The 22312-nt window shown below is 61.1% G+C and carries 17 protein-coding genes and 2 pseudogenes; 13 read left to right on the top strand and 6 right to left on the bottom strand.

What is annotated here, in order from left to right:
* Nucleotides 1–162 precede the first annotated feature (162 nt).
* Nucleotides 163–1344, top strand: coding sequence for a 5-demethoxyubiquinol-8 5-hydroxylase UbiM (gene ubiM, locus X771_RS143095; protein WP_023689413.1), 1182 nt, complete (start codon nucleotides 163–165; stop codon nucleotides 1342–1344).
* 291 nt (nucleotides 1345–1635) lie between these two features.
* Complete coding sequence (locus tag X771_RS143100; RefSeq protein ID WP_023689412.1) at nucleotides 1636–3543, top strand: bifunctional diguanylate cyclase/phosphodiesterase; 1908 nt, start codon at nucleotides 1636–1638, stop codon at nucleotides 3541–3543.
* Between the two features lie 94 nt (nucleotides 3544–3637).
* Here X771_RS143100 and X771_RS143105 read toward each other — a convergent pair whose 3' ends face one another.
* Nucleotides 3638–3919 (bottom strand): DUF2285 domain-containing protein, encoded by a 282-nt coding sequence (locus X771_RS143105; protein ID WP_081731646.1) that lies wholly within the window; start codon nucleotides 3917–3919, stop codon nucleotides 3638–3640.
* A 104-nt stretch (nucleotides 3920–4023) separates the two neighbouring features.
* Between X771_RS143105 and X771_RS1000000167105 the strand changes: the two genes are divergently transcribed.
* The 3 genes and pseudogenes from X771_RS1000000167105 (at nucleotide 4024) to X771_RS1000000167100 (ending at nucleotide 6428) form a co-directional block, all read left to right on the top strand.
* The gene (locus X771_RS1000000167105; RefSeq protein WP_023708050.1) at nucleotides 4024–4257 is read left to right on the top strand and encodes a helix-turn-helix transcriptional regulator; all 234 of its coding nucleotides are present in this window, start codon (nucleotides 4024–4026) and stop codon (nucleotides 4255–4257) included.
* 540 nt (nucleotides 4258–4797) lie between these two features.
* Nucleotides 4798–5760, top strand: a complete 963-nt coding sequence (locus X771_RS143115) for a zincin-like metallopeptidase domain-containing protein (RefSeq protein WP_023689409.1) — start codon at nucleotides 4798–4800, stop codon at nucleotides 5758–5760.
* Between the two features lie 247 nt (nucleotides 5761–6007).
* Nucleotides 6008–6428, top strand: a pseudogene (locus X771_RS1000000167100) (DUF2958 domain-containing protein).
* A gap of 127 nt (nucleotides 6429–6555) precedes the next feature.
* On the opposite strand, the gene X771_RS1000000169330 reads toward X771_RS1000000167100, so the two are convergent.
* Nucleotides 6556–7173 carry a hypothetical protein gene (locus X771_RS1000000169330; RefSeq protein ID WP_245262710.1) on the bottom strand — a complete coding sequence of 206 codons (618 nt, stop codon included), beginning with the start codon at nucleotides 7171–7173 and terminating at the stop codon, nucleotides 6556–6558.
* A gap of 1399 nt (nucleotides 7174–8572) precedes the next feature.
* Here X771_RS1000000169330 and X771_RS1000000165970 point away from each other — a divergent pair.
* The 5 genes from X771_RS1000000165970 (at nucleotide 8573) to rlxS (ending at nucleotide 12713) form a co-directional block, all read left to right on the top strand.
* Nucleotides 8573–8896, top strand: a complete 324-nt coding sequence (locus tag X771_RS1000000165970; protein WP_023672372.1) for a DUF736 domain-containing protein — start codon at nucleotides 8573–8575, stop codon at nucleotides 8894–8896.
* 171 nt (nucleotides 8897–9067) lie between these two features.
* Nucleotides 9068–9337 (top strand): helix-turn-helix domain-containing protein, encoded by a 270-nt coding sequence (locus X771_RS143125; protein WP_023672373.1) that lies wholly within the window; start codon nucleotides 9068–9070, stop codon nucleotides 9335–9337.
* Nucleotides 9334–9882: a signal peptidase I gene (lepB, locus tag X771_RS143130; RefSeq protein ID WP_023689406.1), complete on the top strand. Its 549-nt coding sequence runs from the start codon at nucleotides 9334–9336 to the stop codon at nucleotides 9880–9882. The genes X771_RS143125 and lepB overlap by 4 nt, the downstream gene beginning before the upstream one ends.
* Nucleotides 9870–10556: a lytic transglycosylase domain-containing protein gene (locus X771_RS143135; protein WP_023689405.1), complete on the top strand. Its 687-nt coding sequence runs from the start codon at nucleotides 9870–9872 to the stop codon at nucleotides 10554–10556. Before lepB ends, X771_RS143135 begins: the two co-directional genes overlap by 13 nt.
* Before the next feature lie 186 nt (nucleotides 10557–10742).
* Nucleotides 10743–12713 carry a relaxase/mobilization nuclease RlxS gene (gene rlxS / locus X771_RS143140; protein ID WP_023689404.1) on the top strand — a complete coding sequence of 657 codons (1971 nt, stop codon included), beginning with the start codon at nucleotides 10743–10745 and terminating at the stop codon, nucleotides 12711–12713.
* 747 nt (nucleotides 12714–13460) lie between these two features.
* Here rlxS and X771_RS143145 read toward each other — a convergent pair.
* The 3 genes from X771_RS143145 to X771_RS1000000169795 form a co-directional block, all read right to left on the bottom strand.
* Nucleotides 13461–15107, bottom strand: a complete 1647-nt coding sequence (locus tag X771_RS143145; protein ID WP_023689403.1) for an MFS transporter — start codon at nucleotides 15105–15107, stop codon at nucleotides 13461–13463.
* 546 nt (nucleotides 15108–15653) lie between these two features.
* Nucleotides 15654–16355, bottom strand: a complete 702-nt coding sequence (locus X771_RS1000000168860; protein WP_198025853.1) for a PLP-dependent transferase — start codon at nucleotides 16353–16355, stop codon at nucleotides 15654–15656.
* Nucleotides 16352–16783 carry a PLP-dependent transferase gene (locus X771_RS1000000169795; RefSeq protein WP_198025852.1) on the bottom strand — a complete coding sequence of 144 codons (432 nt, stop codon included), beginning with the start codon at nucleotides 16781–16783 and terminating at the stop codon, nucleotides 16352–16354. The genes X771_RS1000000168860 and X771_RS1000000169795 overlap by 4 nt, the downstream gene beginning before the upstream one ends.
* Nucleotides 16784–16872: 89 nt before the next feature.
* On the opposite strand from X771_RS1000000169795, the gene X771_RS143150 reads away from it, so the two are divergent.
* The 3 genes and pseudogenes from X771_RS143150 to X771_RS01000000165250 form a co-directional block, all read left to right on the top strand.
* Nucleotides 16873–17517: an XRE family transcriptional regulator gene (locus tag X771_RS143150; protein ID WP_023689402.1), complete on the top strand. Its 645-nt coding sequence runs from the start codon at nucleotides 16873–16875 to the stop codon at nucleotides 17515–17517.
* A gap of 48 nt (nucleotides 17518–17565) precedes the next feature.
* Complete coding sequence (locus X771_RS143155) at nucleotides 17566–18204, top strand: FMN-binding negative transcriptional regulator (RefSeq protein ID WP_023689401.1); 639 nt, start codon at nucleotides 17566–17568, stop codon at nucleotides 18202–18204.
* Nucleotides 18205–19016: 812 nt separating this feature from the next.
* Nucleotides 19017–19668 (top strand): annotated as a pseudogene (locus X771_RS01000000165250) (transposase); the annotation flags it as partial.
* A gap of 158 nt (nucleotides 19669–19826) precedes the next feature.
* Here the strand turns inward: X771_RS01000000165250 and X771_RS143160 are convergent.
* Nucleotides 19827–21890, bottom strand: a complete 2064-nt coding sequence (locus tag X771_RS143160; RefSeq protein WP_023689396.1) for a carbamoyltransferase — start codon at nucleotides 21888–21890, stop codon at nucleotides 19827–19829.
* Nucleotides 21891–22312: the final 422 nt, after the last annotated feature.

Here is a 22312-nt window from a genome sequence, read left to right as displayed (position 1 = left end):
ATCCAGATCAGCGTTATCTCTTCGTCGGCGTGGTTTCATTGACCAGGCTTCCAACGGAGAACGCATGTCTATCGACGATGGGGAGATGAGCGGCAAACCGTGGGTGATTGCGATGCTTCAAGAGCGCTTCGTATCGCAGATAGCCGCTATGGCGGCACGCTGATGGCCGGCTCTGTCGACACATTCGACATCATTGTCGTCGGAGCTGGGCCGGTCGGACTTGCCTTCGCAGCATCGCTCGCCCTGAGCCGACTCAAGGTGGCAGTGGTTGAACGGCAGTCGCTCGACAGCCTGGCGAATCCGGCTTTCGACGGTCGCGAGATCGCGCTGACGCACGCTTCGGTGAGAATCCTTCGCGAGCTCGGCGCCTGGGACGCCATGCCCGCATCTGACAAATCACCGCTTCATGGCGCGCGCGTGCTCAACGGATCGAGCCCTTTCGCCCTGTGCTTCGATACTCGCAGCGGATCTGGGGAACCACTCGGATTTCTGGTCCCAAATTGTCGGATCCGCGATGCCCTGTTCAAAATTGTCTACTTCCAGGATCATGCCCGGCTGCTGTGCGGCAACTCGGTCGTGAATGCAACAACCAGCGACGACGAGGCGGTCATAACGCTTTCTGATGGCAGGCAATTGGCCGCTCGGCTGCTCGTAGCAGCGGATTCGCGTTTGTCCGCGATGCGCGACCTGCTCGGCATTGGCGCCAACATCCATCCGCTTGGCCACTCCATGCTGATTTGCCGAGTGAGGCACGAGCGCTTCCATCGCCAGATCGCGGTCGAATGGTTCGACCACCATCAGACCATAGCGATGTTGCCGCTCATGGAAGGCGTGTCGTCGCTGCTTCTGACTTTGCGCTCAATCGAGGCCGATAGACTGTCTGTTCTCGATGACGAATTGTTCCTCATGGAATTGATGAACCGGTGTCGAGGACGCCTCGGGCAGTTGACCCTGGCAAGCACCCGCCATGCCTATCCGCTGGTCACGACCTGGGCGCACAAGTTCTCGGCACCGAGTGCGGCACTTATAGGAGACGCTGCCATCGGCATGCACCCGGTGACCGCGCATGGCTTCAACATCGGCCTCAGCGGCCAGGAGCAACTCGCTCATAAAATACTGACAGCATGTCGCGCACGCCGCGACATTGCCGATCCCGACATGCTCGGCAGATATGAAAGCCGGCTGCGGCTGTCGGCGGCGCCGCTCTATCATGCCACCAACATGCTTGTCGGTCTTTACTCAAGCGAGCACCCGGCGGCACGGCTTGCAAGACATGCTGGGCTCCGCTTTGCCCAACATCTTCCCTTTGTCCGCCATGGCATTTCGGCCATGCTCAGGCGGTGAATCGCACAGAGCGCTACCGCTCTGGAGCGCTGTCTCGGCGGCTTCTTTGTCTTGCTGGCTCGCAGCGTCGCGGGCAAGGCTGCTTCCTGGTGACGTTGCCGATCATGGCATGATTCGGATCAAGGCACGCGCGCGGGCGAAACCTTGATGATTCGGCAATGCTAAGCCAAAGGTGTGACCCGAAGCATGGTGAGCGCACCGGTTACCCTCGCTGGGTAGTTAACCCGTCCTTCAGTGGGCTTGCATAGGTTTGGTCCTCGCGAACAATGACGGAAGCAAGCTGGTCCATTCATGGCACCCCTAAAGAAAGAAGAATCGCTGGAGGCCAAAATCCGTCAGGATCAGCTTGCTGACCTGAGGGCCGGGCTCTTCGTGTCGATGCCGATAAGCGCGATCCTGTCAGGCCTGATTTGCGGGGTGCAGGCCCTTTCTGGCGGCGGCTTTGCCGCTGCAAGCTGGTTCCTGGTCGTCAATGCGCTAAATGCCGCCCGGCTTGCACTCGCCCGTTTTCAGAAGGAAACGGGGCGCCATCAGGATTCGCTTGGCGTTTTGCCGCGCCTTCGCATGTTTGGCGTCCTTGCCCTTCTGGCAGGGTTTGCCTGGTCCTTCCCGGCCGTGCTGACTGTTGGATACACAACACCTCAAGCACCGATGCATCTGGTCATACTGGCGGGCATTTCAGCTGGTGCGGTTACATATGGCAGTTCGTATGCCGCGGCGGCGACCAGCTTCATCACACCTCCACTCCTCATCACGGTGGCGTGCCTTTTGGCGAAAGGCAATTTTGAACGCTACATTCTGGCTTTCACCGTTCTGCTCTTCATGGGCGGCTTGGTCCGAGCTTCGTTTGTTGGGCAGGCGCGCTTCCGCGAAGCAAGCCGCCTGAGACATGAGGCAGAGCGACTTGCGTCGGAAATGGAGCGCAACTCCAGGGAGGACCATTTGACCGCCCTTCTCAACAGGCGGGGCCTTGAACACGCCATCGGTCGGTTCAAGACCGCGGATGGCCCCTTCGTGGCAATGCTGATTGATCTGGACGGCTTTAAATCTGTCAACGACACCTACGGTCACAGGACCGGTGATGAACTGCTTGTCATGATCGCCCGCCGCATAGAGCAGGAAGCACCGGAAGGCTCAACGCTAGCTCGTATCGGCGGCGATGAATTCGTGCTGGTTTTTCCCTCAACGAGAGCTTCGCTTTCTGCCAGTGATCTCGCCTCCAATATCATAGCCAAAATTGCTCGCCCCTATATCGGGGTCGCGTCCGTGCGCGTCGGGGCATCGATAGGGATATACTTGGCGCAGACGTCGAGCCTGACTGAAATGCTGTTGCGGGCCGATATCGCCCTTTATACGGCCAAGCGCCATGGCAGGAACGAATTTTGCCTGTTCGATGCCGAACTCGACCGGGAACTCCAACGCCGCCAGTCCATCGAACGGGACCTTCATTCGGCGATAAAGACGGGAAGATTGCAACCTTGGTTCCAGCCGATCGTGAAACTCGACACCGAGGCCGTGGTCGGTTTTGAAGCCTTGCTGAGATGGTCCCATCCGACACATGGTGCCATCTCTCCACCCGAAATCATCACAGCCGCACGCGAAACCGGAATGCTTCAGCTGCTGACGCAAACCGTATTCGCCGACTGTTGTGCTTTTATCGACGGCTTGGTGAAAGCTGACTGTCGTAACATTCGTGTGGCGATGAATGTTTCCCCGCGCGAACTGGAAGCCGGCGATATCGACGACATGGTTCTGGATGGTCTGGCCGCAAGAGGCCTGCCTGCGACGATGTTCGAAATCGAGATTACCGAAGAATCGCCGGTGGATCCGGACAGAGTGGATGAAAAGCTCGGACGGCTTTCGCATGCCGGTATTTCCATCGCGCTCGACGACTTCGGCACCGGCTTTTCTACCTTGGCATCTCTCAAGGACCGTCGGATACGCAAGGTGAAAATAGACCAAGGCTTCATTCGCGGCTTGGCCAAGTCCCGAGAGGACCGACTGCTTGTCAAATCCGTCATCGAACTCGGTGACATGCTCGGGATCGAGGTCATGGCCGAGGGCGTCGAAACAGAGGCGGATCGGCAAACCCTGCACAAGCTTGGTTGCCGAACCGCCCAAGGCTTCCTCTTCTCCAAGGCTGTGCCTTTGATGCAAGCACTGGAAATGGCAGTCAAACAGTACGCGAACCAGTTGTGACCGCTCCCGCAGCGCCCGCTGTCGCGGCCGTGCGCTGCCGAATTTGGCTACAGAGACTTGCCTACTCGAAACACGTGGCATTGGGCGCTGTGCATCAGCCGGCGAACAGTTCCTTGTAGCCGGTCGTCACCATCCAGTTCGCACGGTCGATATGGCTGCGAAGAGCTTTGCGGGCGCGGACCGGGTCAATGGACGGGTCGATGCCGAGGATGCGCTCGGCCATCTCCTTTTCGCTGGCATTCTCGGCGCAGGCATCCAGGATCCGCAGGTAGATCGTGAAATGCTCCCTGTCGTAGCTCGTGAGGTTCTCCGACCAGGGGACTTCATCACTCAAACTTGAGCTTCGAGTCTCATCTGTTCCCATTGGTCCATTCATGCCTGCGAACCTCGCCTGTGAGCGCAGGCAGTATATCCCAAAATGGGATAATCCGAAACCGGGATTAGTCGCTGATCCGGTCTTTACCCGACCGGTTCGCCTCCATGCCCAAATCCCTTCGATCGCCCCGCCACCAGCGGTTCCTGGCCCGGCTGGTTTTGCTGCGCAAGGCCAAAGGCCTGACCCAGAAGCAGCTGGCTGACAAGCTTGGTCGTCCCCAATCCTTCGTGGCCAAGTACGAGGGCGCAGAGCGGCGTCTCGATGTCATCGAGTTTCTCGACATAACTGCGGCCCTTGACGCTGATCCGTGCGAGATTCTCTCCAGCCTCCGGTCCTAGCGGGCGCGCCGCATCTATCATGATCACGGACAGGAATATTGAGTGGGACAACGCCTCAATTTTGTTGAAAGGCGAGCGCTGGTTTTCGGAGGAAGCCGCGTGCACGGCGCCGATGCCTTTTGGTTCTCGACGTAACTGCGGCGCCTGACCATGTGCGAAAAAACTTGGCGGGCGCCCGCGCGCCTGACGACGCGCACCAGGTGCTCGTGAACCGAGCCCGCTTTTCTTCGGCAAGCTCAGGCGGTCTCGGCCATTCGGCTTCGCCCCTTGGCGTGGGCAGCCCTTCGGGCTGTGACGGCCGCCGCCCTTGCGGGCGGCGCGGTTTGTCTGTTGGCCTTTCCCGGTGGCGCGGGGCGGGCGGCACTCCCTTCTAGACCCGCCGCGGCAGCCCGCAACCCTTCGCGTGCCGCTCAGGGTCCTCCTCTTCGTTCCGGTCCTTCGGATGCGGTCCGCCTACCACGGCGGGCCTTTCCGGTCGCGACTCGCCGCCCACCCCGCTTCCGGGGAAAGGCGCGGCGATTGGCGAGCGGAGGATAACACATGCGTGCAAACAGCAAGCGTACCACCAGCGGAGAGGCTGGCGCAGGCAAGGGCAGGCGCCCAGGCGCAAGCCTCTATCAGGAGATCACCGACCGCATCATTGCCGAGCTGGAGCGCGGCACCGTGCCATGGGTCAAGCCATGGGGCAGCGCAAAAGCAGGCCTCGGCCTGCCGAGGAATGCGTCCACGGGGCGCACCTATTCCGGCATCAATATCCTCATCCTGTGGGGCGCCGTCATCGAGCGCAGCTATCCCAGCCAGAATTGGCTGACCTTCCGGCAGGCGCTTGTCCTGGGCGGCAATGTCAGGAAGGGCGAGCGCGGCACGACTATCGTGCATGCCGACCGCTTTGTCCCAAAGAACGAGAAGGAGCGCGCACGCCACGAGGGCGATGCACCACAGGCCGTGCCTTTTCTGAAGCGCTTTACCGTCTTCAATGTCGCGCAATGCGACAATCTTCCGGAACACCTCCATGCCCCTGCCGAGCCGCTGCCACAGTGCGAGATCGTGCCGCAGGCCGAGACGCTCATTCTCGCCAGCGGTGCGGATTTCAGGGTCGGCGGCGATCGCGCTTTCTACATGCCGGGCAGCGACCACATTCAGGTGCCGCCGCAGCCAGCGTTCCATCAGCAGATCGACTATTACCGGACCTGCTTTCACGAGCTAGGCCACTGGACCGGCCACCCGACGCGGCTTGCTCGCGACCTCTCCGGCTCGTTCGGCTCCAAGGCCTACGCGCGTGAAGAATTGGTCGCCGAAATCACTGCCGCCTTCGTCTGCAGCAATCTCGGCATCGAGCCGACCGTGCGTCACGCCGATTACATCGGCTCATGGCTGAAGGTGCTGCGCGAGGACAACCGCGCTATATTCCGTGCCGCCAGCCTAGCTTCGAAGGCCGCTGATTTCCTGTTTGGCCTTCCGGCCGATGCGGAAGGCGAGGCGCAAGAAGGGATTGCGGCATGACGATGCGCGATCCTCAACTGACCGCGACCGAGCCGACGCCGCAAAGGAGCAGACGCTCATTCCCGGCGTCCAGCCGATCACCACGCGGGCAAACCCTCCTGATGGACGCGCCGATGTGTCCGCGCGCGGCGCAAAGCTGCTCGAGGTCGGTCTCTAATGGGGAGGCGGATCAGAGGAAGGTCCGGTGAACCTTTCTCCCGCCGGACGCAAGAAGTCAACGCGACCCGTTCTGACAAGGAGTCTTTCCATGATCCTGATCACCAATCCACTGCGCGCACGACTGCTCGCCCATGGCGCCGCCGGCGCCGACATCGACCATTTTCCCGTTGTGAAACTGTTTGATCCGACAGGTGCCGCGACCTCGCTTCTGAGCGAACTCGAAGCCGATGGCGACACGCTGTTCGGTCTTTGCGATCTCGGCTTCGGCTTCCCCGAACTTGGCAGCGTCAGTCTGGCCGAGCTTGCATCCGTAAAAGGGCCGCTTGGCCTCGGCATAGAGCGCGACCTGCATTTCCAGGCGCGCTTTCCGATCTCCGTCCATGCCGAAGCCGCCCGCACTTTGCGGCCACGTCACCGAGGCCGAGCGACTGCTGCGGCAGGCAGCAGACGCCCTATCAAAGCCCCATTCCGAGCTTCCGCCCGACACGGCGGAACAGCAGCGCCGATAGGCGCAAAAACCGTCCCGCCGCGTCGGCCTTCGGCCTCCGCGGCGGGGACAACCCGGCAGGCGGTGCTATTTCGCCGCGAAATCGCTTGCCGACGAGCGCGGTGAAGGCGATCCCTTGCCCTGCGCCATCATGGAGGACGGTGACGACGCCGATGCGCTCGAAGCTTCCTGATCGAAAACCTCGCCCGCCTCGATCCTGACGAAGTATGGCAATGGGAGACGTTTCGCGGCTTGTCAGGCAAGGCCGCACCGTTCTCGACATCGCTGTGACCTTCGGCATCACTGATCTCAAGGTCAAACGCATTCTGGCGCTTGGCGACCTCTTGCCCAAAATCCGCGAAGCCTATCGGCGCGAGGAGATCGACACCGAGCCGGTGCGCCATCTCACCATGTCTTCCAAGGCGCAGCAGAAGGACTGGCTGGCACTCTGTGCCGATCCCGATCAATACGCGCCGCGTGGCTATCAATTGAAGCAATGGCTGTTCGGCGGCCAGTCGATTTCCACCAAGGTGGCACTGTTTGCCATCGAGGAGTATCCCGGCCTGATCACCTCGGACCTGTTCGGCGACGACAGCTATTTCGCCGATGCCGACCTGTTCTGGCAAAAGCAGAACGAAGCGATTGCCACCAAACGCGACACCTATCTCAACGAGGGCTGGAGCGAGGTTGTGCGCTGGAACCGGGCCAGTATTTCCACGCATGGACCACGAGAAGACCCCGAAGAAGAAGGGCGGCAAGATCATCATCACTGTCTCGCATCGCGGCGAGGTCGAGTGTCACGAGGGCTGGCTGTCACGCAAGGAAGCCCGCCGCGCCCGCGAGGGCGGCGAGCAAGAAGAAACAGCCGCCAAGCTGCCGCGCCCCGAAGTCACCGGCCCGATGCACAACTATGTCGATCTGCATCGCCATGCCGCCGTGCGCGCGGCCATGCTCGACCATCCCGCCGTGGCGCTGCGCCTCGTGGTGGCGCACGCCATCACCGGTTCGGGCCTGTGGCAGGTGCGGCCTGAGCCGCAGCGCGCAGCCAACGAGACGGTGACTGCCAGCCTTGCCGGCTGCAAGGCTGAAGCCGCATTCGGCAAAAAGCGGCGCGAGGTATTGGCCCTGCTCGGATCACCGGATGAGGATAGCTTGGTCGCCGGCGGCAATGGCGACGCCGTTGCTATCGCTGGCGTGTTCGCGCGCCTCTTGGCGCTCTGCGACGACGATGTCATGCGCGTTCTCACCCTTGTCATGGCCGAGACGCTTGCAGCCGGCAGCGCCGTCGTCGAGGCGCTCGGCAACCACCTGAACGTCGACATGGGCATATGGTGGCAACCGGACGATGCCTTCTTCGACCTCTTGCGCGACAAGGAAATCGCCAATTCGATGCTGGCCGACGTCGGCGGCAAGCTGGTCGCGGACGGCAATGTCGCCGAGAAGGTCAAGACGCAAAAGAACATCATCCGCGACTTCCTGGCGGGCGAGAATGGCCGCCCCTGGGTCGAGACCTGGCTGCCGCGCTGGATGAAATTCCCGGCCGAAAGCTACACCAGCCGCAGCGGCTCCGCACCGCCGATCAGTGGACACAAGTGCAGCCGCTGTTCGTGCGCGAATAGTCGATCAGGGCCCGAGCGGCGGTTCTCTCGATTACCGCCGCTCAGGTCGCGCGCGCCGCTACGGGGCCACGCCGGCTGCCGATTGGGCGTCTTGTCGAGCCAGTGCCGCGCGCGAGAAATTCCGACGCCAGTTCGCCCCATTTCGGCAGCCCCGCACCGCGCCGGGTTGCTTGCTGAGGCGCCAAAGGCCCATGGGGCCAATTGTCCGATCCGGTTGCCGACAGAGCCCGCGCAGCCGGCGCTCTGCATTGCGGCCGGCTTCTTGTGTCACCGATCGCGCCACCTGTCTCCATTGTGTCTCGGGGACCATTCCCTGCGGCTGGCTTGTCGACCTATGGGCGGATCAGGCCCGCCCGAAACCCTCGCCGGCAGCTTTTTTCCCCGCCGCCTGCGGCGGCTTCCTCGCGCCGCTTCGCTTCAAAAAAGCTGCCCGCGCGGGTCCTCCGCTATCGCTGCGGCCGTCCCGGTTCCGGCGGTCCGGACGCGCCCATCACGGTCCGCCATCGCAGGGGAATGGTCCCTTGCGAGCACCAAGAGGAGACTGGAAATGACCGCGATCGGATACGTCACCAAACAGGAAAACGGCGGCTACAAGGGCCAGCTCAAGACGCTCAGCGTCCGCGCCGACATCGATATCGTGCCCAATCAGGCAAAGAGCGCCGACACCCATCCCGACTTCCGGGTGCTGACGCAAGGGGTCGAAGTGGGTGCGGGCTGGATCCGCACCGGCGAGACCTCCGGCAAGGACTATGTGAGCCTGTCGATTGCCGCCCCCGAGTTTGGCCCCCGCAAGCTCTACGCCAATCTCGGCCGCGCCGCCGGCCAGGATGACGACGACACTTACGCCATCATCTGGAACCCGGTCGACTAACCGGCCGATCCGGAAAGCCCCGCGCCGCCACCGGCGCGGGGTCCTCTCTCAGGACCCGTGAGGCCGCCGAAGGGGGCGGCGAAAACTCGCCCCCCACTCTTCGCCCGTCCCCAAAACGATCTCGCTCGCCGATCCTCGCCTTGGCTTGTCCGTAGCGAAACGAGGATCATCATGGACGACGAAAACGAACGCGCAGCCCGCGCCAAGAAGGGCAGTCCGTTTCTCAATACCGCGCAGGCGGCCTTCTATATCGGGCTGTCCCAGCGCACGCTGGAGAAGATGCGCCTCAAAGGCGGCGGCCCGCAATTCCGGAAGCACGGCCGCTATGTCCGCTATCACATCGACGAACTCGACGATTGGTCGAAGGGGCACGCGCAGGAGACCGGGCCCGAGGACGGCGGGCACGATTCCGGCTCGGCCGGCGAGGGAGGCCGCTCATGAGCCGGCGTCCCACCATCCGTCTGATCGGCCGCCATCTGCGGCGCATTCGAGCCCGCAAGACGATCGTCGTTGCCACAATCGGCCTTGGCCTGATCGGCTTCGCCGCCTTCGGCAAACCATCGCCCTGGCTGGTCTGGAACGCCTCGGCGAGTGCGCCGGTCGGCCTCTATCGCGTCGCGTCCGGATCGCCCGCTCGTGGTGATCTCGTACTCGTCCGCCCACCAAGACCGGTCGCCGATCTCGCCGCCGAACGCTTCTATCTGCCCAGCAACGTGCCGCTGATCAAGCGCCTTGCGGCGCTGCCCGGCGAGCATGTCTGCACCTTCGGCGACGCCATCATCATCGGCGGCGAGATAGCCGCGCGCCGGCTTGCAACCGACACGCAGCACCGTCCGCTGCCTTGGTGGAATGCATGCCGAAAACTCGCCGCCGACGAGGTTTTCCTGCTCGGCAGCGATAAAGATCGCTCGTTCGACAGCCGCTATTTCGGGCCGGTGCCGACCGAAAACATCATCGGGAGGCTCGTGCCGCTATGGACCGAGTGACCCTCCTTATGCTGAGCATGGCGTGTCTCGCACCATGCTCCTGTTCCGCCGCGACCAACACGAAGCCGGTCGTCATCTCCCATAGTCCGCAGCTTGCAAGATGGCAGCCCTTCGTAGCCGAAGCAAGCCGGCGTTTCAGCATTCCACAAACCTGGATTTATGCCGTCATGGATGCCGAAAGCCGGGGGCAGACGAAGCTCAATGGGCGGCCGGTCACGTCGAGCGCCGGCGCCATTGGCCTCATGCAGGTGATGCCAGGCACCTACGAGGAGTTGCGCGCAGAGCTTGGCCTGGGAGCCGCCCCGCACGACCCTCGCGACAACATTCTGGCAGGCACTGCCTATCTGCGCGCCATGTATGACCGCTTCGGATTTCCAGGCCTGTTTGCAGCCTATAACGCTGGGCCGGAGCGCTACGAACAGCATTTGCAGCGCGGGCGACCGCTGCCTAGCGAGACGGTTTCGTATCTGGAAGAGATCAAGGCGGCGGGCATTTCGGCCGGCGATATGGACGCGCTCACCGGCAAATCCCGTTCCAAAAGCGCGCCGGGAATCCCGTCCGGGCAGTCGCTGTTTTTTCTCCGAAACGGTGTTTCCGTGACCGGCCCGAATGGCCAACTCCTGGTGCCGCTCGGATCGGAGCGAGCAAGATCAGGCCGGCCGGATCGCAGGTGAGGGCAGCGGCTACCGTGGTTCGGGCGGGGGCAGGGAGGCAGGTCCGCGGAAGGCAAGATAAAGGCAGCGCCTCCTGGAGGCGGCGAAGTGTTTGTCTGCACATCGTTTTTCCAGGAGGTTGCCTCCGGGTCCAGGAGGGTCTGGCGGGCAAGCTTCTGATTTTGCTGCTGGTTCATCGGAGGCCGCTTGCAGGATGACGAATTCACGCCGAAGCTCGGCAAAATTGGCTCGCGCGGCTCGAAGGCGGGCAAACGCTACGCTGGCCAGGTGCAGGCCGCGATCAACCGAGCAGGCGGCAGGAGCGGACGCGGCAGCCGCTTCATCGGAAGCCGGGTGGGGCGCGGCGGGGCCGCTGCCGCCGTTCTTAGAGCGCGCGACCGCGACGCGGCGTTTCGGCAGCGGCGCGCAGTCGTCAAGGCACGCATCGTCAAGCTGGCCGGCAAGGGAGCCGACGGGGCTCGTGCGCACCTCCGCTACCTCCAGCGCGACGGCGTCACCCGGGAAGGCGAGCGTGGCGAGCTCTACGCTGCCGACAATGACCGCGCGGACGGCAGGGCCTTTCTCGATCGCGCGAACGGTGACCGTCATCAGTTCCGCTTCATCGTCGCCCCTGAAGACGGTATCGAGTATGATGACCTGAAGCCGCTCACCCGGCGCCTCATGGCGCAAATGGAAGAAGACCTCGGCACCACGCTAGACTGGGTGGCCGTCGACCATTTCAACACCGGCCATCCCCACACCCACATCATCGTGCGCGGCAGGGATGATCACGGCGAAAACCTTGTCATAGCGCGTGACTACATCTCCTCTGGCTTGCGCGAGCGCGCAGCCGAACTGGTTAGCCTCGACCTTGGCCCGCGCACCGACCGCGAGATCGAGCAGCGCTTGCGCCAGGAGATGGATCAGGAACGCTTCACCAGCATCGACCGGCAGCTGATGCGCATGCGCGACGATGAGGGGTGTGTCTCACTGGCCAGCCGACACACCTTTCGCCAGACGCTGCACCAGGGCCGCCTGCGCAAGCTCGAGCGGATGGGCCTCGCCGGGGAGATGCCTGCCGGTCGCTGGCGCCTGGAGGATGAGCTCGAAGCCACGCTACGCCGCATCGGCGCGCGCGGCGATATCGTCAAGACCATCCATCGCGAGCTGACCGGCAAGGGGCTCGTCCGCAGTGCCGCCGACCATCTTATCCACGATCGATCCGACGGGTCGGCTCAAACCGTGGTCGGACGTGTCGTCGGGCGCGGGCTGGCCGACGAAATCACTGACCGCCATTACCTCGTCGTCGACGGCGTGGACGGCAAAAGCCACTATTTTGATATCGGCAAAGGCGAGGCCACCCAACCGACACCAGAGGGCTGCATAGTGCGGGTCAGGCCGAGGGACACCGGGCCAAGAAAAGTCGACCGCACAATTGCCGGCATCGCCACGGTCAACGACGGGCGCTACAGCATCGATATCCATCTCAAGCATGACCCCTCGGCCACCGAACGCTTTGCCGAAACGCACGTGCGGCGACTGGAGGCGATCCGCCGTGCGACCGGTGGCGTCGAGCGCGAGCCGGACGGCACATGGACAGTCGCGCCCGACCATCTCAACCGCGTTGCGGATTACGAGCGTCAGCGAGCGAGGGCCCAGCCTGTTGTCGTCGACAAGCTCTCATCAATGCCGCTGGAGAGCCAAGTAGGCTTCGACGGCGCCACCTGGATCGACCAGGAGCTGGTATCAGCCCACCCTGAGTCCTTGCGCGACTCTGGCTTCGGTCGCGAAGTACGTCAGATCCAGGCCCGCCGACAGCAGTGGCTGATCGCGCAAGGTCTTGCCCATGATGCGCAGGATCGGGTCATCTATCGCGCCAACATGCTTTCAATGCTGCGCCAACGAGAGCTGAACCGTGTTGCCAGTCAGCTCTCGGACGAACTCGGGCTCTCGTATTCTGAAGCGCAGCATGGCAATCGAATAGACGGAACGCTGCGCTGCTGCGTCGAGCTCGCCGGCGGAAAATACGGTGTCATCGAGAAATCGCGCGAGTTCACGCTGGTGCCTTGGCGGCCGGTGCTTGAGCATCATATCGGCAAGGAGGTGTCTGGCGTGGTGCGCGCCGAGGGGATTTCCTGGATGATCGGACGCCAGAGGAGCGGGCCCGGCGTTTCGTGAACTGGCTATAATTTATTTGTCTGCGTTGAAACACATACTCAGCCCAGACGGAGTTCCTCCGCCTGCTGCTTGCTCGCAGCATTCATTTGGCGGAGAGTCAGTGTTCTGCATTTTGTAGTTCGCTCTGTCAAAAAGCGCTGGGAATATGCACCATGTTCTGCGTTGACACGGAAGGCGCGCCGACAGGTGCTGCGGATCGGCTCCCGATGCGCTGCCAGCTAGAAAGGTGGGCTGACTCGTGACAGCGCAAGGGGCTCTGGCGGCCGCGGTACGGCGACGCGAGTTCTGGCATCGAGGATGAAGCCGCACTTCCCGATCTTATTCTACTCGCAGGACCGGCAGACGCGGCGGTCGCCCGTGCGAGCATGCTGTTGGCCCTGGCGTGAACTGGCAGTCCGTCCCGGGGGACTTTGTAACGGAGAAAACTAGGCGGAAAGAGGCGCGCGGCCCGTCTCCCCAGCAACCCGCCTTGCGGATCCTCCTCTGCCCGCTTCACAGACGGGGATACCCTCCGCCCCCTCGCTATTCGTTGCCCGCCGCTATGCAAAGGACAGGCGACCTGAATCCGTGCTCAAGCCGATCTGGCGGCAGAGAGGGGGGTCTCGGGCTGAACATGGGACCCGTGATGGACATAATTGCCACGCGAATCCTCATGTTCGCCTAACCGGCCGGAACGATTTGCAATCCGGGCAGGCAAATTAAGGAGTAGCTCGTTCCGTTTGCAAGCCCAGACAAGTCTTGGTTTTCTCACGGGCGCGATACAAAAGGCACAGGCTGGACTTGGCTGCCGGGGGCGGGGCTTGTCGACCGCTCGATTGAAAGTGAGATGCGAGGCGGAGAATCACCCATGTGCAGAGCGGCAAGGCGCTCGCCTATGTCCCTGTCATTCACCGTTAGTCGATGGTTTAGACGAAGATAGTCCGTCCATGTCGGCGTGCGGAATGTCTCGGTCCAAAGCGTCGACTTCTGAAGGTCTCGCTGGAGGGTCCAGTCCCGCGCACCGGCGCGGCTCTGAACGCGCCGCCTTTCGCGCATGCAGCTCAGAAATTCATCGATACTCTCCTCGAGTATCGAGTACTCCACCTTGATCACGATCGGACCGCTCCTGGGCTTCAAAGGGAGGGCCAGTTCTGGTGGCCTGAAGTCGACGGCCGCTTGATCCGATTCCTCCCATAGCCGCACCGGCAATAGCTTTCCCACAGCCGCGCCCAGCAACAGTGCCGCTGCAGCACCTTCCAAAGCCCACGTCAGAGAATAGTACTGCGCGACAGCACCCCAGATCCAGCTACCCGCTGCCATGCCGCCGTAGGTCAGGGCGTAATAAATGGACAGGGTGCGACCAACGACCCACCTTGGGCTTGCCAACTGCACACACACGTCGGTTCCGGTCCAGGTGACAACCCAGCCAGCGCCACCGATTGCAAGCGCGATCGCCGCCACAGCCACCGACGATGTGAGGGCCATCAAAAGGCAGCACGTTGCGCAAGCAACGGATGCGAGCGTGATCAATCGGTTCTGGGACGTGATGCGTCTCAAGTAGCTGCTGCCAATGCCGGCGATGAAGGCGCCTGTGCCGAAGCCGGCCAATAGCACGCCGTACACAATTGGCCCTCCCGCCAGTTGGTCGCGAACCAGGAGGGGGAGCAAAGCAAGGATCGAGATGCTTGATAGCCCGAACAGGGTTGCACGCACGATCGCCACTCTGATCTCTGAGGATATCGCCGTGAATCGCATGCCATCATGAATGGCCGTAGTCATCCGCTCGCGCGGAAGAGGCGAAGAGCGAACTTGCCACTGTGAGCGCAAAACAGCGCTCAACGGGACCAGGTCACTTAGCGCAGCGAGGGCGAAAGCCGTAAGGGGGCCCAGCAAAGCTAAGATTACACCGCCCAGCGCCGGTCCTATGCTCCGAACCACGTTGTACCCCACCGACATCAGCGTCACTGCAGCGGGTATGTCGCGCTTTTCCAGGATATCGCCGACCGAGGCGTGCCAGGCTGGATCGTTCAAGGCAAAGCCGCATCCGGCCAAGAAACTCAGTCCCAGGATCAGCCATGGACTAGCAAAGCCCAGTCCCACAGAGAGTGCCAGCGCCGTGGATGCCAGTGCGATCAGGCAGTGTCCGGCAAGCATCACGCCACGGCGGCTGAAGCTGTCTGCAATGGCTCCAGCAAGGATCGACAGGAAGAACGCGGGCAGTGTCGATGCAGCCTGTACGAGCGCAACCATCAGATCGGAGGCTGAAATCGTGGCCATGAGCCAGCTTATAGCCACGCTCTGCACCAGCCAGCCAAGGCTGGATATCTGCGTGGCTGTCCAGATAGAACGAAAGACCGGGTTGTGAAGAGGGATCAGTGTGTTTGCCGCAAAGCGCGGAGGATCTTGACGCCGCATCACTTCTCGCCTCCACTGGGTGTCGTTCTTCCGCTCATTTGCTTGCAGCGGTGCGGCTCTGTGCACTGACTGCGTCACAACGAAGTTCCGAGATCGCGCTCGCAACAAGGACAATGTGGCATCCACGGTGCTGATGCGCGTTGAGGTACCAACCTGGCCGTTAGCTGATGGGTCCCGCAGCCCGCTTGGTGCGGTCAGTTCTGCCCTGCGACTCTTGGCTTTGGACGGTGCTAGCGCCCCGATGGCCGGCTTGTCAAACTGCCGTAGTGCCAGCACATCCATCCCATCTGTTGAACGCGATCTCCGACGAGGTCGAGCAGCAGTAGGTCAACGGCAAATCTGGGTATTTCCGCTTCCGGTCGAGCGCGTGGCCATCGTCCAGAAACCCGAAGACGTTCATCACCCATGCGACCACGCGCCCGAGACGATGCGACACGGCGATAGCGGTTCACCAGAGGACGTGCGTTCTACTCAGCAGGAACATTGTTCTGCCGATCGTCGGCTGCGCCAGCCGCCACATAAAGCGGCGCCAGAGTCTTGCACCCGTCATTGGACTCCCGCTTTGCAGGTTTCGCCTAGGGCCTGCATCAGGTCATCGATAATGTCCTGAGGATGTTCAAGCCCTACAGAAATTCGCAGCAATCCACCTGGCGCTTTGGACTTCGCACCTTCAACGGATGCGCGATGCTCAATCAGAGAATGCGTCCCGCCAAGGCTTGTCGCCCGGACAACAATCTTCAGGCGGCCGGCCACGGCCATTGCAGCATCGGCTCCGCCCTCGACGATAAAAGATAGCATCGCTCCGTAATGGCTCATTTGCCGCGTAGCAAGATCGTGTCCCGGATCAGTTTGCAGACCAGGAAAGAGCACTTTTTCGACGCGGGGATGAGACGCCAGGGCCTCGGCCACTTTCTGGGCGCCTTCGCAATGGGCGCGCATGCGGACCGGCAATGTCTGCAGACCCCGCAACGCCAGCCAACAGTCGAAGGGCGCTGCGACGCTGCCCTTGTGTTTCTGGACCATCCGCAATGGGCGACCGAGGGGTGACGCGTTTGGGACAATGACGACACCGGCCATCAAATCCGAGTGGCCGCCAATGTACTTTGTCGCCGAGTGCATCACCGCGTCTGCCCCGATTTCGAGTGGCAGTTGAAGCACTGGGGTGGCCCACGTATTGTCCACCACCGCCAAGGCGTTTGCCTCGTGCGCGATTGCGCAGATGGCCGCAATGTCGACAACGCGGATCATCGGGTTTGACGGCGGCCAGTCCGCTTCGATGTCACCGCGGCGCGCAAAGCGTCCAAATCGCGCATGTCGACTGGGGCAAAGTCGAAGCGAGACCCAATGTCGGTCTCTTCGATCAGCGAACGAATGCCGAAATACATGTCATCCGGCAGAACGATCCGACCCGCCGACGGATGGCTCTCGAATACTGCAGCGATTGCGGCCATGCCCGAAGCGAAGGCGATGCCGTCTTCCCCTCCCTCAAGCGTCGCCATGGCCGCCTCGAACGCATTGCGTGTAGGATTTCCATCCCTTGTGTATTCGAAGCCGGACGGAAATGACCCGTTGACACCGCGTTCGAACGTCGTGCTGGTGTGCAGCGGCATGGATACGGCCCCCGTGGACGCGTCGACCCCTCGGCCGCAGTGGATCGCCTTCGTCTCAAAACGCATCGGTCATTTCCTTCCTAACGGGCAGTTGCAATTTCGGCCTGGTCATTATACTGACCACAATAGGTGAGCCGAGGTCCTAAGTCAATATAATGACCGATGTTGCGACAGCGATGGGTTCCGAGCAGGTGCTTGGCAAAGCTATAGCGGTTCGAATCCGAGACTTGAGGCGCGACAAAAATCTGACCCTGGATCGACTGGCAAAACTGAGCGGCTTGTCCAAAGGAACCGTCGTCTCGCTGGAGCAAGGCAAGGCGAACCCTAGTATCGGCATACTTTGCCGACTGGCGGCGGCGTTTTCGCTCTCCGTGGCCGATTTGCTGAATGACGAGGCTTCCACAGTTCGCCTTCCTATTGAGCGGATAGAGACAAGGACACTTTGGACAAGCGCCAAGGGAAGCTTTGCACAACTTCATTCATCGACCTCGGGGCGCACGATGTTCGAATTGTGGAGCTGGGTCATTATGCCGGGCGACGTGTTTTCCGCGGACGCTCATAGTCCGGATACGCGCGAGCTGATCTCGGTCAGTCAGGGTGCCCTGAGCGTTGTGGTAGGTGCCCATGTGGTAATATTAAGCGAAGGCGAGAGTGCGCGGCTTGTCACTGATCAACCGCACGCATACGCGGCGGCATCTGATGTGCCCGCCCACTTCACGATGGCGGTGCTTGAGCGTAGTGGACACCGAGATCCGGGGCACTCGTCGACGGCAGCGAAGATTCAGGGGCCCGTTCCGTAAGATTTCGCCGATCACTAACAGCCGCCATTCACGACAGGAGATTTAGCGTTGTACGTTCCGCCACATTTTGCCGTCCCCGATCAGAACGCCCTGTTCGAGCTTATCGAGAGACACCCGCTCGGTATCCTGGTCACCCACAGCAAAGGCGTCCTCGACGCGAACCACGTCCCCTTTGAGCTCGACCGCTCGAAGGGAGACAAGGGCGTCCTCAATTGCCATGTTGCCCGCAAGAATCCAGTCTGGGAGGAAGTCGCCAATGGCGATGAGGTTCTCGTAATCTTCCGTGCGGCCGACGCTTACATCTCGCCGAACTGGTATCCAAGCAAGCATGAATTCCACAAGCAGGTGCCGACGTGGAACTATCTCGTCGTCCATGCCCACGGACGCATCACTGTCCGGGATGATGAGCGGTATGTGCGCCGCAACGTGGCGAAGCTCACTCATATGCAAGAAACCTCCCAGCCGGTCCCATGGAAGATGGGCGACGCGCCGAGGGACTTCATCGACACGATGGTCAAGGCAATCGTCGCCCTGGAGATCGAGATCACCGGCCTGGTTGGAAAATCAAAACTCAGCCAGAACAAAGAGGTGCGCGACATTCAGAACCCTGGTGAAATGCTGCGTGCCCAAGGGGCCATTGCGATGGGAGAAGCGATGCTCGCGGCTGCGGCGGCCAAATCCCAATAGCATGGTCTTGTCCCGACAAAGCCGCTGGTGCCGGCCTCCGACGGGTCACCTAGCCCGCCTTGACGCACGGCAATAGCTTTTGACGGCCTGAAGCGACGCTGTGGTCACCGTTGTGATACTTTTCCACGCGCCTGGTCAGGCGGCAGGATTGCTCCGTCGTGGCCGACGGGTTCGTTTCAGTCGCCGGCGCCCCGTTGTATGTCGGCGACCACCCGCTACCGGTCTTGAATGAGGCGCAATCGCACGCATTTCGAAGCCACGTACCTTGGGCGGCAAGCTCGACCATGCACTCGACGCAGCTCCCAAGTGGCGGCGCCGTCAACGATCTCCTTGAACCTGCGGAACTTGCCCGAAAGCACTTCTCTTACGGGAGATGATTGGCTTTGTCGCCGAACCGACTGATGGTGGCGGCGCCGCCGTAGCGATCAGACCCGCCTTGCAGCGCAATGGCTACCCGGGCGCGACCGGGAGATGCGGGCGGGACTGTGGAGCTGCGGAGACGGAGCGGATCGGCATGGAGCCGTGACCGCTTGCGATCTGGCTCTGGAACGAGTTAACGAAGCGCGGACTTCCGATCGTGTCAAGCGCCGCCCTCTCGATGATGCCGGACAAATCGGGCCGCCGCGAGCGGCGGGCCTTGCTCAGATCGGACGGACCGGATGGTTTAAGCAGGTTCGCATCAAGAGCCACGGCACCTGTGTCGTGCGGGTGCTGCTGTCGGCACGCGACCTTCTCGTCAGCCTAGTAGGCAAAATCGAGAACAGATGCCTGGGCTTCCTTAGGCCTTCGGCGTCATATTCGGCAAGAAGATCGATGCCCAGGTGATCCTACACATGCTCAGGATACAGGCGACGCAGGTCTACCATGATCCGCTGCGAGCCGGCATCAACGAAGTGCATGAACTGTCGAAGACACATGAAGCGATCGCCAGGGCCTAGACCGAGATCCAGCACCGCATGCTGACACACTACCAGCCGCTGTATTTTCCCGAGATCGATCGCTTCCGGGGGAACAGCCGCAGCGATCGGTTCTTTGCCTTCCTCCATGCCTTTCCGACCCCAGCAAGCTTCACGGCGCTGACGAAGGAGGAGTTTGTGGCAGCAGCTTGGGATGCCGTCGGCCGCAAGGTCAGCAAGACACAGATTCTGACGATGTTTTCGAGACGGCGCGCCCATCGATCGGATTGCCGCTGCCACTGGATGACTTGATGCGCCTGCCATTCGCATGTTCCAGATGGTCATTGACGAAGCACGCAGCCTGATCCGGCACCGCAATGAGATCGAAGCACAGGCCGACGATCTGCTGCGGCACAGCCAGGATTATCAGCTCCTGCGACAAATCCCGGGCATCGGACCGATCGAGGCATTGACCGTCGTTGCCGAAGCCGGCGATCTTCGCCGCTTAGGTCATCATCGCCAGTTTCTAAAGTTTTGCGGGCTGGACCTCTCGACACAGAAGTCCGGTGAGGCCAGACCCGCCTTTCCAACCCAGGCACACGACCCATTCAATAGCATTCCTAAGCATACTGACCAGGGCGACCTCGACCCCCCTAATCACAGCGGTGAGCTCGCAGGCGGGGTCGATGAACACTATTGATTGGCCGAGCTTGAGCGGCATCTCTATCACATTGATAGCCTGTTAGGCTGGTCCGGCGTTTTATCGGACCCATGATCCATCCGAGCAGCTTGTGAGGGATGCAGCCGAACCAGGCGCTGCTCCCACAGTCTTCGCAGGTCCTCCAGCAGAGCTTCATGCTTAGCCTTATCCGGCGCAATTATATTGAGGTGATCGCTTAACACGGCTTCGCCCTCAATCCGCATCAGCAGATTAAACAGGTCGTTTGAAATTCGCACACTGTCAATGCTGGAGTGGTTCGGAATAATCTCGCAGACAGTCTCCTGATGATCTCGCGCTGTGTAAGCACGGGTTTGATGGAGGGAGACTGAGGGAGGCAATGAAATCGCAAGCGCAGTCCAATCCTGCAGCGTTGCAGCCCGTTTTTTTACCAGGAAGGGCCCGACCACAAGTCCATCCAGCTCTGTCGTCAAAAATGTGGCAATCGCGTCTGCAACCGTATCCACGATCGGTTCAGCATTGTTGTTAAAGGACGTATTGAGCAGAATTGGAGTGCCTGTCCGCTTCTTGAACGCATTGATGACCTCCCAGTAAGCGGGGTTGGCATCGCGCGATACTGTTTGCAGCCGAGCCGTACCGTCGACGTGCGTAATGGCACCCAACAAGGCGCGCTTTGAGTCACGCACGCGAACGACGAAATTCATGAATGGAAATTCGTGCTTACCGTCCGGGAGGTCGAAAAATTCGCTCGCATCCTCTTCCAGCACAGATGGTGCGAAAGGCCTATAGCCTTCGCGCTTCTTGACCATGGCATTGATCCGGTCCTTGTTTGCAGCGGGCCGAGGGTCGGCAAGAATGCTGCGGTTGCCCAGCGCACGTGGCCCAAACTCCGAACGACCCTGCACCCAGCCGATCACGGCGCCGTTGGTGATCCAGTGGGCTGCACTGCTCGCTACGTCATAAGAGCGTTCAACCTCGAGATGTCCGGACCATGCATTCAGTTCCTGTTCCACGGCGCGGTCGCTCCCGAGATCAGGACCCCAATAGACCTCCTGCAGTCGCTCACGCGGCGCGGGGCGGCCCATCTCGTTAGAGACTATCAGCGCAGCTCCCAATGCGCAGCCAGCGTCGTGAGACGCGGGTTGCACGAAGATGTCTTCGAAAAGCCCTGAATACAGCAGCTTGCCGTTCATCGTGCAGTTGTGGGCTACCCCTCCCGCCAGACACAACCGCTTCATGCCGGTGGCCTCACGGTGGTGCCGGAGAATGTGGAACACGATCCGCTCAAGCGCTTCCTGCAGTGACGCACTCACATCTCGATGCTGCTGGGTGAAAGGCATTCCCTTTCGCCTGATCTCGATGTTGCGGAGCAACGCCGGACCGATGCGGTCGAGGTGAACACGGTAGCCACCGTTGGCGGAGAGCTCGTAGAACTGCTCGAAGAGCTCGCGATAGGGAGCGGGGTCGCCATAGGGCGCGAGTCCCATTACCTTATACTCGTCGAACATGCCGTAGCCGAGACAGCGGATCGTCTCGAGATAAAACAGCCCAAGAGAATTGTCCTCCGGGAAAGCCTCGATTTGCGTAATTTCTGTGCCAGACCCTACCGCCACAAGGCCCGACAGGAAATCACCACAGCCATCAATCGCTAGAATGAGACTTTGTTCGAAGCCCGACATTGCAAAGGCGCTCACGGCGTGCGCCTGATGATGACCTACGAATGAAATACGCGAACTGTCCAACTTAGTGCCGAACTCACGCGCTAACAGGTTCTGCACCAACATTTTAGCATCCAACGGAGTGGAGAGAATGTCCGGTTGGGAAGCGGACATACCTTCAAGCATGGCGTTGGCATAGGGCTCGCTGGCGTAGACCGCGACACGATCAATGTCGCTGAGCTGAACCCCGGCCGTCGAGAGACAGTATTGAATCGAACCACTTGGCAGCTTGTTCGAGTGCTTGATTCGATTGAGGCGTTCCTCTTCTACGGCGGCTATCACCTTTCCGTCTCGGACGAGCACCGCGGCGCCGTCGTGCATAAAGGCGTTCGGACGTTCGAATCGGTTTTCATGGACTTGGTCAAGTCCGCCGCTGATTCCTAGGCACAGCATTTCTTTCTCCAGATAGTAACGGGAAGCCAAATTGGCTTACCTCGACTGTTTCCAACTAAATAGGCCGTGTTGTCGCCTGCAGCTGCGACCGCCCGTCAGGCATCAGCGGCATCGAAGAAAGCCTCATAAACGATCAATGAGATGCTTCGACTGTGACGCCTACAGTGCCATCACGCCGAGAGCTTGGCTGGATCATCCAATCCTGAGCGGCTGCTGACATGTATCCGGCGATGTCGTTTTCATCGGCAGAACCAACTTGCGATGCCGCCTGTTCTTGGGAAGGGCGGCCGTCGACGAATAACAGTACCGCCCCCGTGAACTGGCCCGATTTCATTCTCCGAAGCGACCATGGTCGCACCGCCCGACTTTGTCGGCCAGTTGCAACTCACTTTCTCGGCACGACCTCCACTGCACGTCAGGGC

The organism is Mesorhizobium sp. LSJC269B00, assembly GCF_000502815.1.
Classification (GTDB): domain Bacteria; phylum Pseudomonadota; class Alphaproteobacteria; order Rhizobiales; family Rhizobiaceae; genus Mesorhizobium.
This window is presented reverse-complemented; position numbering and strand designations above follow the sequence as displayed.

Bases quoted from the DNA above. Each gene is read 5' to 3' on its own strand.
- X771_RS1000000168860 (WP_198025853.1), bottom strand. From the start codon at position 16,355: ATGATCCGCGTTGTCGACATTGCGGCCATCTGCGCAATCGCGCACGAG.
- X771_RS143150 (WP_023689402.1), top strand. From the start codon at position 16,873: ATGACCGATGTTGCGACAGCGATGGGTTCCGAGCAGGTGCTTGGCAAA.
- X771_RS143115 (WP_023689409.1), top strand. From the start codon at position 4,798: ATGCGTGCAAACAGCAAGCGTACCACCAGCGGAGAGGCTGGCGCAGGC.
- X771_RS143160 (WP_023689396.1), bottom strand. From the start codon at position 21,890: ATGCTGTGCCTAGGAATCAGCGGCGGACTTGACCAAGTCCATGAAAAC.
- X771_RS143100 (WP_023689412.1), top strand. From the start codon at position 1,636: ATGGCACCCCTAAAGAAAGAAGAATCGCTGGAGGCCAAAATCCGTCAG.
- ubiM (WP_023689413.1), top strand. From the start codon at position 163: ATGGCCGGCTCTGTCGACACATTCGACATCATTGTCGTCGGAGCTGGG.
- X771_RS143135 (WP_023689405.1), top strand. From the start codon at position 9,870: ATGGACCGAGTGACCCTCCTTATGCTGAGCATGGCGTGTCTCGCACCA.
- X771_RS1000000167105 (WP_023708050.1), top strand. From the start codon at position 4,024: ATGCCCAAATCCCTTCGATCGCCCCGCCACCAGCGGTTCCTGGCCCGG.
- X771_RS143105 (WP_081731646.1), bottom strand. From the start codon at position 3,919: ATGAATGGACCAATGGGAACAGATGAGACTCGAAGCTCAAGTTTGAGT.
- X771_RS1000000169795 (WP_198025852.1), bottom strand. From the start codon at position 16,783: ATGCGTTTTGAGACGAAGGCGATCCACTGCGGCCGAGGGGTCGACGCG.
- lepB (WP_023689406.1), top strand. From the start codon at position 9,334: ATGAGCCGGCGTCCCACCATCCGTCTGATCGGCCGCCATCTGCGGCGC.
- X771_RS143125 (WP_023672373.1), top strand. From the start codon at position 9,068: ATGGACGACGAAAACGAACGCGCAGCCCGCGCCAAGAAGGGCAGTCCG.
- X771_RS143145 (WP_023689403.1), bottom strand. From the start codon at position 15,107: ATGCGGCGTCAAGATCCTCCGCGCTTTGCGGCAAACACACTGATCCCT.
- X771_RS1000000169330 (WP_245262710.1), bottom strand. From the start codon at position 7,173: ATGATGATCTTGCCGCCCTTCTTCTTCGGGGTCTTCTCGTGGTCCATG.
- X771_RS1000000165970 (WP_023672372.1), top strand. From the start codon at position 8,573: ATGACCGCGATCGGATACGTCACCAAACAGGAAAACGGCGGCTACAAG.